The following is a 12,628-nucleotide window of genomic DNA, read 5'->3' on the forward strand; positions in this document are numbered from 1 at the left end:
TACCCGCCGTAGCGGGTCACTTTTCACCTGTCACGCGCCGATCCGGCACGCATCCGCTTCCCAGCGATAACCCACACCGTATACCGCACGAATAAACGACTGATCCGCGTCGAGGGATTCCAGCTTGCGACGCAGGTTTTTGATATGGCTGTCGATAGTACGGTCGGTCACCACCCGGTAGTCATCATACAGATGGTTCAGCAGCTGCTCGCGGGAGAAGACCTTGCCCGGCTCGTGCGACAGGGTTTTCAGCAGGCGGAACTCGGCGGGGGTCAGGTCCAGCAGCTTGCTGCGCCAGCTGGCCTGGAAACGGCTTTCGTCGATGATTAACGGACTTTCGGCATCCAGCGCCTGCAGCTCGCGCTGCGGCTTGCAGCGACGCAGAATGGTTTTCACCCGGGCCACCACTTCGCGCGGGCTGTAGGGCTTGCAGATGTAATCATCAGCACCGATCTCCAGCCCCAGCAGGCGGTCGATCTCTTCGATTTTAGCGGTCACCATCACAATCGGCACTTCGGAGAAGCGGCGGATCTCGCGGCACAGGGTCAGGCCGTCGGTGCCGGGCAGCATCAGGTCCAGTAGGATCAGATCCGGCGGGGTCTGGCGCACGTAGGGCAGGACCCGATCGCCGTGGCTGATTAGCGACGGGGCATAACTCGCCGCCCGCAGATAGTCGATTAATAACTGCCCAAGCTTAGGCTCATCCTCCACGATCAGGATGCGGGGTGTGTTTTCGTCAATGGGTAACTCAGTCATGCTTCTCTCGATAAATCGCGTTCCAGCGGTAGCTCTACTGTAATGCTAACCCCGCCAAAAGGCGAATGGGCGGCGCGGAGGGTTCCCCCGTGGGCCTCGACGATATTCACGCAGATTGCCAGCCCCAGGCCGGATCCGCCGCTGGCACGGTTGCGTGAGCCTTCGGTGCGATAAAAACGTTCAAACAGCTTGCTGAGCTGTTCGTCAGAGACACCGGGCGCAGTGTCGGCAAAGGTTAGCGCAAAGCGGTGATCTTCGCATTTGCCGGAAATACGCAGCGCGCCGCCCGCGTCGGTATAGCGCAGGCAGTTTTCCAGCAGGTTGTTGAAGAGCTGCATCAGCCGGTCGCGATCGCCAAACACCACCGCGTTCTCCGGCAGCGACAGCTCGATGCGCAGGTCGCGGCTGGCAAAGCGTTCGCGGAAGGCGCCGCTGGCGACTTCCAGAATATTAATCACATCGACAGGCGCTTTCTGATAGGCTAGCGCCCCCTCGTCGGACATCGACAGCTGATGCAGGTCCTCCACCAGCTTGGTGAGGGTGCCCACTTCCGCCTGCAGTGAGGTGACGGATTCAGGGGTGAATTTGCGCACGCCGTCCTGGATCGCCTCCAGCTCGCCGCGCAGCACCGCCAGCGGGGTGCGCAGCTCGTGGGAGATATCGGCCATAAAATCCCGGCGCATCTGCTGATTTTTCTCCAGGGTGCTGGCGAGCTGGTTAAAGTCCTGCGCCAGCTTGCCCAGCTCGTCCTCGCTGCAGGTATCCACCCGGGTGGAGAAATTGCCCGCCGCCAGCTGATGGGTGCCGTCCACCAACCGTTTGACCGGGGCCAGCAGGCCGCGCGCCAGCGGGAAGGTCGCCAGCGCCGCCAGCAGGGTTGAGAGGGCGACAATCAGCCAGCTGGTCTGGCGCTGCTGCCGGTCGAAGTTGATGTCGGTATTGCGCGTCAAGCGTTCTACCGGGGAGGCGATCACCCAGCCGACGGCAGCGCCATTCACGGTGATGGCGCGCTTCGTGCCGTCCGGCGGCACCGGGGCGCGCGGGCCGACCAGCACCCGCATATCCTGGTCGATCACCCAGAACTGGGTACGCCAGCCGTGGGGCGGCATGCCGGGGCCGGGGCGATCGTCGTCGGTGTCGTGCTCCAGCGAGCGCAGGATCTGGAAAATAAAGCGGTCATTATTGCGTAAAAAACGCCAGTTGCCGTGCAGGGCGTACTGCTCGGCCAGGGCATCGCTTAAGCCCTGTAAACGCTGCTCATTACCGTGTTTGATGTAGTCGATAAAGCCGCGCTCAAAGCTGACCCGCACCGCCCAGTGCATAGTGATCAGCAGTACGATGCAGGTAGCAAAGATGGCCAGAAACAGCTTACCGGTAATGCCGGGCCGCCAGAACTTCATGGTTCACTCCTTTTGCGCCGCCTGATGACGACATTCTTGCTGGTATCATCCGGGACCCGGGCGAAAACAAAGGCCGGCAGGGCGATAATCACCGCCATGCTCAGGTAGGTGTAGAGGAACACCTGATGGACAACGGGGCTGTCCGCCGTCAGGTGATGCTGGCCGTACATGCCCAGCAGCAGCCCGGCAATGGTGACGCCGACGCTCATCGACAGCTGCATGATCATCGACAGCAGGCTGTTGCCGCTGCTCGCCTGCTCGTCGGGCAGATCCTTCAGGGTCAGGGTGTTCATGGAGGAGAAGCGGATGGAGTTAATCATCCCCTGGCAGAACAGCACCAGCGGCAGGACGTAGTACCAGCCGAGCAGCGCGACGCCCATAAACAGCAGGCTCACCAGCGCCAGCCCGAGGGTTGAGGCCACCAGCACCCGGCGATAGCCGAGAGCGTTCACCACCTGGACCACAATGCGCTTCATCCCCATGCTGCCGAGCACCATCGGGATCATCATTAGCCCGGCGTGGAACGGCGAGAAGCCGAGGCCAATCTGTAAAAATACCGGGGTCATAAACGGCAGCATCCCGCTGCCGATGCGTCCGACAAAGCTGCCGAGCAGCCCCAGCCGGTAAGTGGTATTGCGAAACAGGCTCAGGCTGAACAGGGCGCGATCGTTATCCCGGGCATGCCACAGATACCAGAGAATGGAAATCACCCCGATGGCGACCAGCCCGGCCAGCGACAGGGTGGAGATCCCCAGCCCCTTTTGACCGTCAAGGGCTAACGTCAGGGTCGCCATCCCTGCCGCCAGCAGGAAGAACCCCACCAGATCGAAACGCCGGGTCTGCATTTTGTAGTTTGGCATCAGCCAGAGGGTGGCTATCGCCCCGATAATGCCCACCGGCAGGTTGATCAGGAAGATCCAGTGCCAGGAAGCATACTCCACCAGCATCCCGCCAAGGGCCGGGCCGAGCAGCGGCCCCACCTGGCCGGGCAGGGTGACGAAGGTCATTGCCGCCATGTACTGCTCACGCGGAACGATCTTCATCACCGTCAGCCTGCCGACCGGGACCATCATCGCCCCGCCGACGCCCTGCAACACCCGGGACATCACCAGCTCGTTCAGCGTTTCCGCCCGGGCGCAGAACAGCGACCCGGCGGTAAACAGCACGATGGCGGTAAAGAAGATATTGCGCACCCCGACCTTGTCCGCCAGCCAGCCGCTGGCGGGCAGCATTACCGCCACCGTCAGCACATAGGCGACGATCACCATATGCATATGCAGCGGGCTCTCCCCCAGGCTCTGCGCCATTGAGGGGAGGGCGGTGTTAACGATGGTCGTATCCAGGGCCTGCATAAAAAAGCCAAAGGCGACAATCCATAGCTGCCAGCGAACGTTGCCGGGGAGATCAGTCATTAGCCGGTTACCGTCTCTTTCTGTTTACGTGAAAAACGCACCCGTAAGCGATCAAAGAACAGATAGACCACCGGGGTGGTGTACAGGGTCAGCAGCTGGCTCATCACCAGCCCGCCGACAATGGTGATCCCCAGGGGCTGACGCAGCTCTGCGCCATCACCGCTGGAGATTACCAGCGGCAGCGCGCCAAACAGCGCCGCCAGGGTAGTCATCATGATCGGGCGAAAACGCAGCAGGCAGGCCTGGAAGATCGCCTCCTGCGGAGTCATGTTGCCGTTGCGCTGTGCCTCCAGCGCAAAGTCGACCATCATGATGGCGTTTTTCTTCACGATCCCGATTAACAGCATAATGCCAATCAGCGCAATCAGGCTGAACGGGGCGCCAAACAGCTCCAGCGCCAGCAACGCCCCCACGCCCGCCGAGGGCAGGGTGGAGAGGATGGTCAGCGGATGGACGTAGCTCTCGTACAGCACGCCGAGAACGATATAGACCGTGGCGATCGCCGCCAGAATCAGGATCATCTGCGAGTTCATGGTCTCCTGGAACACCTGGGCGGTGCCGGCGAAGCTGCCGCGCACCGTTGACGGCACCCCGAGCTGGGTCATGGCGCGGGTGATGGCCTCGCTGGCTTCCGAGAGTGATTTGCCGGTCGGCAGGTTATACGACACGGTCGACGCCGCCGACAGCCCCTGGTGATTGACCGACAGCGGCGCGTTAGCGGGCTGCCAGCTGGCGAAGTAGGAGAGCGGGATCGCCTTGCCGTCGCTATTAATCACAAACATCTTATCCAGGGCGCTGATGTCCTGGGTATAGCGCGGATCGACCTCCATCACCACCTTGTACTGGTTCATCGGCTGATAGATGGTCGAGATCTGCCGCTGGCCGAAGGCGTTGTTCAGCAGGCTGTTGGCGGCGTTGACATCGATGCCCAGCTGGGACATGGTTTCGCGGTCGTAGGTCAGGGCCATCTCGGCGCCGTTGTCCTGCTGGTCGGAGTTAACGTCCGCCAGCTCCGGCAGGGCCGCCAGCGCCTTGCGGATCTTCGGCTCCCACTCCCTGAGGGCCGCGAGATCGTCCGACAGCAGGGTATACTGGTAGCTGGCGTTCGACTGACGCCCGCCGACGCGGATATCCTGCACCGCCACCAGGAACATGTTCGCCCCGGGCTCTTTGGCGAGCTTCACCCTCAGGCGGTCGATCACCTGCTGGGCGGTTTCGTTACGCTCGTCGCGGGCTTTGAGAGTGATAAACATCATCCCGCTGTTGACCCGCGACCCACCGGTAAAGCCGGTGACGTTATCCACCGCCGGATCTTCGCGGATGATCTTCATGAAGTCCTGCAGCTTGCCGCGCATCGCCTGGAAGGAGATGCTCTGGTCGGCCTGAATGCCGCCCATCAGCACCCCGGTGTCCTGCTCCGGGAAGAAGGTTTTCGGGATGGTGATGTACATCCAGACGTTAAGCGCAATGGTACCGACCAGCACCAGGCCGACGATCCGGGTGTGGTTCAGCACCCATTTGAGCGATTTGCCGTAGCCCGCCTGCAGCGCCATCAGCATCCGGCCAAAGCCTTTCTTGCGCGGCTGCGACTGGGGCGGGCTGCGCTTGAGCATCCAGCCGCACATCATCGGGGTCAGGGTTAAGGATACGAGCAGCGAAATGCCGATCGCCACCGACAGGGTGACGGCGAACTCTCTGAGCAGACGCCCCGGCAGACCGTCCATCAGCAGCAGCGGCAGGAACACCGCCACCAGCGACAGGCTCATGGAGAGCACCGTAAAGCCCACCTCCCGGCTGCCCTGCAACGCCGCCTGGAGCGGTTTCATCCCCGCTTCGAGGTGGCGGGAGATGTTCTCCAGCACCACGATGGCGTCATCCACCACAAAGCCGGTGGCGATGGTCAGGGCCATCAGCGACAGGTTGTTGAGGCTAAAGCCGCACAGGTACATGGCGGCGAAGGTGCCGATCAGCGACACCGGGACCGCCACCGCCGGGATCAGCGTCGCGCGCCCGGAGCGCAGGAACAGGAACACCACCAGGATCACCAGCGCCACCGAGATAATCAGCGACTGCTCCACCTCCTCCAGCGAGGCGCGAATGGTGGGGGAGCGGTCCTGGGCGATCTGCAGGTCAATGGCCGCCGGAATAGTCTCCTGCAGCTCCGGCAGCCGGGCGCGGATGCTGTTCACCGTCTCAATAATGTTGGCTTCCGGCAGCTTGCGGATCATCAGCAAAATGGCCGGTTTGGCGTTGGTCATCCCGGCGTTACGCACGTCCTGCACCGAGTCGGTGACGCTCGCCACGTCGCTTAAGCGCACCGCCGCGCCGTTGTTGTAGTGGATGATTAAGGGCTGATATTCCGCCGCGGTTTTCAGCTCGTCGTTGGTCTGGATCTGCCAGCGGTGGCTGCCGTCCTCCACCGACCCCTGGGGTTTACGCACGTTGGCGTTGCTGATGGCGCTGCGCACGTCGTCCAGCGACACGCCCTGGTTAAACAGCGCCTGCGGGTTGAGCCCCACGCGCACCGCGGGCAGGGAGCTGCCGCCGACGTCGACATCGCCCACGCCGTCGATCTGGGCGATGGTTTGCGCCAGCTGGGTGGAGGCGAAGTCGTACAGCTGCCCCTGGGAGTAGGTTTCCGAGGTGAGCGTCAGGATCATGATCGGCGCATCGGACGGGTTGGCCTTGCGATAGGTCGGCCGGCTCGGCATCCCGCTCGGGAGCAGGCTTTGCGCGGCGTTGATCGCCGCCTGCACGTCCCGCGCCGCGCCGTTGATGTCGCGGTTAAACTTGAATTCCAGAATGATGCGCGTGCTGCCGAGGGAGCTGCTGGAGGTCATCTCGTTGACCCCGGCAATGCGTCCCAGGGAGCGCTCCAGCGGCGTCGCCACCGATGAGGCCATGGTCTCCGGCGAGGCCCCGGGGAGTGAGGCGCTGACCATAATCACCGGGAAATCCACCTGCGGCAGCGGGGCCACCGGCAGCAGCCGGAAGCCGAGCACGCCGCAGAGGGTGATGGCGAGCGAAATTAAAATCGTCGCCACCGGGCGGTAAATGAAGAGGGCAAAAAACTTCACTTACGCCTCCTCTTCTTCACGTTTCGGGAAGCGGCTTTTGCTCCACAAGGCCAGGCGGTCAAACAGCAGATAGATCACCGGGGTGGTGAAGAGGGTTAACACCTGGCTCACCAGCAGACCGCCGACCATACCGATGCCTAACGGACGACGCAGCTCTGCCCCGACCCCGGTGCTGAGCATCAGCGGCAGGGCGCCGAGCAGCGCGGCCAGGGTAGTCATCAGGATCGGACGGAAACGCAGCAGGCAGGCCTGATAGATCGCCTCCCGCGGCGGCATGCCCTGCTCGCGCTCGGCGGCGAGAGCAAAGTCGATCATCATGATGGCGTTCTTCTTGACGATACCGATCAGCAGGATGATGCCGATAATCGCAATCACGTCCAGCTCGCTGCCCGCCAGCATCAGGGCCAGCAGGGCCCCCACGCCCGCGGTCGGCAGGGTTGAGAGAATGGTGATCGGATGGATAAAGCTCTCGTACAGCACCCCCAGCACGATGTACATCGCCACCACCGCGGCCACGATCAGCCAGATGGTACTCCCGAGCGCCGCCTGGAATGCCAGGGTACTGCCCTGGAATTTAGTCTGGATGTCGGTCGGGAAGCTGAGGTTTTTCTCCGCGTCGGTAATTGCCTGCACCGCTTCGCCCAGCGAGTAATCATCCGGGACGTTAAACGAGATGGTGGTGGATGGGAACTGATCCAAATGGTTCACCGCCAGCGGCGTATAGCGCTCCTCCACTTTGGCAATCGCGCTCAGGGGCACAACCCCGCCGTCTTTGCTGGTCAGGCGTACCGAATCCAGTGCCGCCAGGCCTGGCGTCTGCCGGGTGTCGTGCTCGAGCACTACCCGGTACTGGTTGGCCTGGGTGTAGATGGTGGAGATCAGGCGCTGACCGAAGGCGTTGTACAGCGCATTATCCACATCCGCCATGGAGATCCCCAGACGGCTGGCGCTGTCGCGGTCGACGTTGATGTACGCCGCCAGCCCTTTGTCCTGCCAGTCGCTGCTGACGTCGGAGAGCTGCGGCAGCTGCTGTAGCTCATCCACCAGCTGCGGCACCCAGGTGCTGAGGGCGTCGAGGCTGGTGGCCTGCAGAGTGAACTGATACTGGGTGCGGCTCACCGTAGTGTCGATGGTCAGGTCCTGAGTCGGCTGCAGATAGAGCGCCACGCCCGGCACTTTCGCCACCGCGCTCTGCAATCGTTCGATCACCGTGTTGACCCGATCGTCACGATCGTCCAGCGGCTTGAGGTTGATCTGCAGGCGGGCGCTGTTCAGCGACGGGTTGGTGCCATCGACGCCGACAAACGACGTCAGGCTCTCCACCGCCGGATCTTTCATGATCGCTTCCGAGACCGCCTGCTGGCGCTGGGCCATGCTGGCAAACGACACCGACTGCGGGGCCTGCAATGTGCCCTGAATAATGCCGTTATCCTGAACAGGGAAGAAGCCTTTCGGGATCATCACCCACAGCAGCACGCTCACGGCCAGGGTGCCCAGCGCCACGCCGAGGATGGCCCACGGGTGGTTCAGCACTTTCGTCAGCATGCGGCCGTAGGCGGCAATAATGCGCTCGAACATACGTTCCGAGGCGCGGGAGAAGCGGTTCTGCTTGCGCAGGGACTCATGGCTCAGCATGCGGGCGCACATCATCGGCGTCAGGGTGAGCGACACCACCGCCGAGATTAAAATCGCCACCGCTAGGGTCACCGCAAACTCGCGGAATAGTCGCCCGACGATATCGCCCATAAACAGCAGCGGGATCAGCACCGCAATTAACGAGAAGGTGAGGGAGATGATGGTGAAGCCGATCTCGCCGGCCCCTTTCAGCGCCGCCGCCAGCGGCTTTTCCCCTTTCTCGATATAGCGGGAGATGTTCTCGATCACCACGATGGCGTCATCCACCACAAAGCCGGTGGCGATGGTCAGGGCCATCAACGTCAGGTTGTTGATCGAGAAGTCGAGGAACACCATCACCGCGAAGGTGCCGACCAGCGACAGGGGGACCGCCACGGCGGGAATAATGGTCGCCGGAACGTTGCGCAGGAACAGGTAGATGATCATCACCACCAGCGCGATGGCCAGCATCAGTTCAAACTGGGTGTCGCTAACCGAGGCGCGAATGTTGGTGGTGCGATCCGACAGCACCTTGACGCTGACCGATTTCGGCAGGCTGTCGATAAGCGTTGGCAGCATGGTGCGAATGCTGTCGGCGGTATCGATGATGTTCGCCCCCGGCTGGCGCTGAACGTTCATCACGATCGCCTGCTGCTTGTTGGCCCATGCGCCGAGCCAGCTATTTTCAGCCCCTTGTTCGACGGTGGCGACATCCCCTAAGCGGATCGCCGCTCCGTTCTGATACGCGACAATCAGCTGACGATATTCGTCGGCAGACTGCATCTGGTCGTTGGCGGAAAGCGTCACTGCCCGGGTCGGGCCATCGAGCGAGCCTTTCGCAGAGTTGACGTTGGCGTTGCTGATGGCGGTGCGGATGGTTTCGCTGGTCAGCCCGAGGGAGGCGATCGCCTGGGCGTTCAGCTTCACGCGAACCGCCGGGCGCTGGCCGCCGGACAGGGTCACCAGCCCGACGCCGGAGACCTGAGAGATCTTCTGCGCCACGCGGGTTTCCACCATGTCTTCGACCTGGGTCATCGGCATGGCGGAGGAGGTGACGGCGAGGGTCATGATCGGCGGATCCGCCGGGTTGACCTTGCTGTAGACCGGCGGGTTAGGCAGGTCGGAGGGCAGCAGGTTGGTGGCGGCGTTGATCGCGGCCTGCACCTCCTGCTCGGCGACGTCCAGCGACAGGCTGAGCTGGAACTGCAACGTCACCACCGACGCGCCGCCGGAACTCTGGGAGGACATCTGCTTCAGGCCCGACATCTGCCCAAACTGGCGCTCCAGCGGGGCGGTAATGGCCGAGGTCACTACATCCGGGCTGGCGCCGGGGTAGAGCGTGACCACCTGAATGGTGGGGTAATCCACTTCCGGCAGAGCGGAGACCGGCAGGAAGCGGTAGCCGATGATCCCCGCCAGCAGGATCGCCACCATCAACAGGGTGGTGGCGACAGGGCGCAGGATAAACAGACGTGACGGCCCGCCTGTAGAGCTCGGGGGCATCACCTGCATCAGGCGTTCTCTCCCTGTTTTTTATGTTCGCGTTTTGCAGGCCCGGCAGGGGTGTCGGCGTGGGCTTCCACCACTTCCACTTTCGCCCCTTCGGTCAGACGGTCGATGCCGTCGGTTACCACGCGGTCGCCTGCCGATAATCCGGCGGCAATCACCACGCTCTGGCTGTCCTGAATCCCCGGTTTCACCAGGTGCTTGCTGACTTTGTTGTCGCTATTCAGCACCCAGACAAAGTTGCCTTCGTTACCCATCTGCAATGCCGCGGTCGGGATCACCACCGCGTTCTCTTCGGTGGCAACCAGCATCCGGGCGTTAACGAACTGGTTAGGGAACAGGGCATCGTCCTGATTGTTAAAACGCGCTTTCAGCTTGATGGTGCCGGTGGTGGTGTCGATCTGGTTGTCGAGGCTCAGCAGGGTGCCGTCGCTCAGCTTCTGCTTGTTGGCCCGGTCCCAGGCTTCCACGGTTAAGCTCTGACCCGCTTTCTGCGCCTGGATCACGGTAGCGATATCGCTCTCCGGCAGGGTAAACACCAGATCGATAGGGTGGGTCTGAGTCAGCACCACGATCCCGGTGGTATCTCCGCTGGAGATCTGATTACCGATATCCACCTGCTTCAAGCCGACGCGCCCGTCGATAGGGGCGGTGATGCGGCTCCAGTCGAGCTGGAGTTGCGCGCTGGCAACAGCGGCCTGATCGGCTTTAATGGTCCCCATGCTTTCGCTGACCAGCGCCTGCTGGGCATCAAGCTCCTGGCGGGAGACGAGATTGGTTTTCACCAGCTGTTGATAACGGGCCAGATCGCGGCGGGCATTGGCGAGGGTGGCGGTGTCTTTCGCCAGCTGGCCCTGGGCCTGAGCCAGCGCCACTTTGAACTGGCTGGGATCGACTTCCGCCAGCAGATCGCCGGCTTTCACCTGTTGCCCTTCCTGGAAGTGCAGGGCGATCAGCTGCCCGTCGACGCGGCTGCGCACGGTCACGGTATTGGCGGCGGTAATGGTGCCAAGCCCGGAGAGGTAGCGCGGCACGGATTTGCTGACCGCGGTCGCGGCCTGCACCGGCGCCAGCGCACCGCCACGCATCCCGTGGCGTCCACCGCCCGCCGGGCGCTGCGCCTGGCTGGTCGCACCGGCAGGGGCCGAAGAGTGTTGATGCCAGTACCACGCGGCGGCAAGGGCCACCACAATGATGCCAGCGGCGATTACCCAGCGGGATTTATTGCGGCCTTTCATCGTTATACGTACTCATCCTGAAACTGTGCGGAAAATAATACTAGTTTAGTGAGGCAATGGAGCAGAAAAATGGAGGAAATATGGAAGACTGTCGGGAATTGTCTGAATGGCGCGGGGCGCGGACGGTGCGGTCTGCATGCCGGGTGGCGGCGTTGCCTTACCCGGCCGACGTGTTGGTGCGGATTTTGTAGGCCGGGCAAGCGCAGCGCCGCCCGGCATTTCCACACTAGCTAAAGACCACCTGCGCCCAGCGGGCCAGCCCGGCGGTGACGGAGCCGAAATCATCGCCCCCGGCAATCGGGATGCCCGGCAATTGCTGCGCCAGCGCTTTTTTAATCAGCGGTGAGCGGGCGCTGCCCCCGGTGAGGTAGATCACGTCCGGCTTTTCGTTGCCGTTATCCAGCGCCAGCTGCACCTGTTCCAGAATGCGCTGTAACGGCTGAGCAAGCGCGGCTTCCAGCCCCTGCTGGCTGATGGCGGTCGCCAGCTCGTCGCTGATAAACGGCAGCGTCACGGCGTGCTCTGCGGCCCCGGAGAGCGCAATTTTGCTCTCTTCCGCGCTGCGCACCATCCGGTAGCTCAGGCGCTGGCGCCAGACTTTATGCAGCAGCGCTACTTTGTCGCCGTCCTGGGCGTCGCGCACCAGATCGTTAAGAAAACGCCCGTTGGCGACGCTGTAGAAATCGCTCTGGGCCGGCACGTCGTTGATCGCCACGGCGTTCCACCACGGCAGAATGGGCAGGGCGGTGCCTTTTTCAGTTTGTCCGCCCATGCCGAGCAGCGGCATCAGGCTTTTGAAGGCCAGGGCGATATCCAGGTCGTTACCGCCGATACGGCAGCCGCTGTGCCCGAGCAGGCTGGTTTCGCGATCGCGACGCTGGCGCCACTGCGGGCCCATCAGCAGCAGCGAGCAGTCGGTGGTCCCGCCGCCGATATCCACCACCAGCACCCGTTTTTCACTACTCAGGGTCGCTTCAAAATCCAGACCGGCGGCAACCGGCTCATACTGGAACACCACGTCGCGGAACCCGGCGCGCTGTGCGGCACGCTCGAGGATCCCCTGCGCCTGCTGGTTCGCCTCATCGCCCCCCAGCCCCTGGAAGTTGATAGGACGACCAATCACCGCCTGGGCGATCTCCTCCGTCAGCTGGGACTGCGCCTGCTGGCGAATATGCAGCATCATGGCGCAGACCAGATCTTCAAACAGCGCCACCTGCTGCGGCTTCAGGCCGCTGGCCCCGAGGAAGGATTTCGGTGACTTAACGAAGTACACCTCCTCCGGATCTTCAACGTAGTGACTCAGTGACGACAGGCCAAACTGCACGCTCCCCGGGGTGACGTCGATGTCTTCCTCGCGGTTAAAGTTGACCGCGCGGCGCAGCAGCGCCTGGGTTTCCGTACCGGTGGCCGGAACCTGGTGATGGCGGTACAGCCACTCGCTTACCGCCTCGCGGGTCGGTGCGCAGAGCATCGACGGCAGCAGCGTGCTGTTGTTTTCCATTTTCAGCAGCTGCGGCTGCCCGTTCTGCATTACCGCAACTGAGCAGTTGGCGGTGCCATAGTCAAATCCGATAAACACTTCAACGTCCCCATGCCATTGAGAAGGGGCGAGACTTTAGCGAAAT

The 12,628-nt window shown here is 62.5% G+C and carries 7 protein-coding genes; all 7 read right to left on the reverse strand.

The genetic code is table 11. The annotated features are described in order from the left end of the window. Positions 1 to 30: 30 nt before the first annotated feature. On the reverse strand, positions 31 to 756 hold the full coding sequence (gene baeR / locus LRS40_RS14755) for a two-component system response regulator BaeR (protein WP_142486400.1): 726 nt from the start codon (positions 754 to 756) through the stop codon (positions 31 to 33). After that, on the reverse strand, positions 753 to 2,156 hold the full coding sequence (gene baeS / locus LRS40_RS14760; RefSeq protein WP_231311907.1) for a two-component system sensor histidine kinase BaeS: 1,404 nt from the start codon (positions 2,154 to 2,156) through the stop codon (positions 753 to 755). Before baeS ends, baeR begins: the two co-directional genes overlap by 4 nt. Next, positions 2,153 to 3,568, reverse strand: coding sequence for an MFS transporter (locus LRS40_RS14765; protein WP_156264215.1), 1,416 nt, complete (start codon positions 3,566 to 3,568; stop codon positions 2,153 to 2,155). Before LRS40_RS14765 ends, baeS begins: the two co-directional genes overlap by 4 nt. Then, entirely contained in the window at positions 3,568 to 6,645 is a 3,078-nt protein-coding gene (gene mdtC, locus LRS40_RS14770) for a multidrug efflux RND transporter permease subunit MdtC (protein ID WP_231311908.1), read from the reverse strand. Before mdtC ends, LRS40_RS14765 begins: the two co-directional genes overlap by 1 nt. Continuing rightward, on the reverse strand, positions 6,646 to 9,771 hold the full coding sequence (locus LRS40_RS14775; RefSeq protein ID WP_231311909.1) for an MdtB/MuxB family multidrug efflux RND transporter permease subunit: 3,126 nt from the start codon (positions 9,769 to 9,771) through the stop codon (positions 6,646 to 6,648). Then, positions 9,771 to 11,003 carry an MdtA/MuxA family multidrug efflux RND transporter periplasmic adaptor subunit gene (locus LRS40_RS14780; protein ID WP_231311910.1) on the reverse strand — a complete coding sequence of 411 codons (1,233 nt, stop codon included), beginning with the start codon at positions 11,001 to 11,003 and terminating at the stop codon, positions 9,771 to 9,773. The genes LRS40_RS14775 and LRS40_RS14780 overlap by 1 nt, the downstream gene beginning before the upstream one ends. A 226-nt stretch (positions 11,004 to 11,229) precedes the next feature. After that, positions 11,230 to 12,582: a molecular chaperone gene (gene yegD / locus LRS40_RS14785; protein ID WP_142486394.1), complete on the reverse strand. Its 1,353-nt coding sequence runs from the start codon at positions 12,580 to 12,582 to the stop codon at positions 11,230 to 11,232. Positions 12,583 to 12,628 lie beyond the last annotated feature (46 nt).

Source organism: Leclercia sp. G3L, assembly GCF_021117075.1.
GTDB lineage: Bacteria > Pseudomonadota > Gammaproteobacteria > Enterobacterales > Enterobacteriaceae > Enterobacter > Enterobacter adecarboxylatus_C.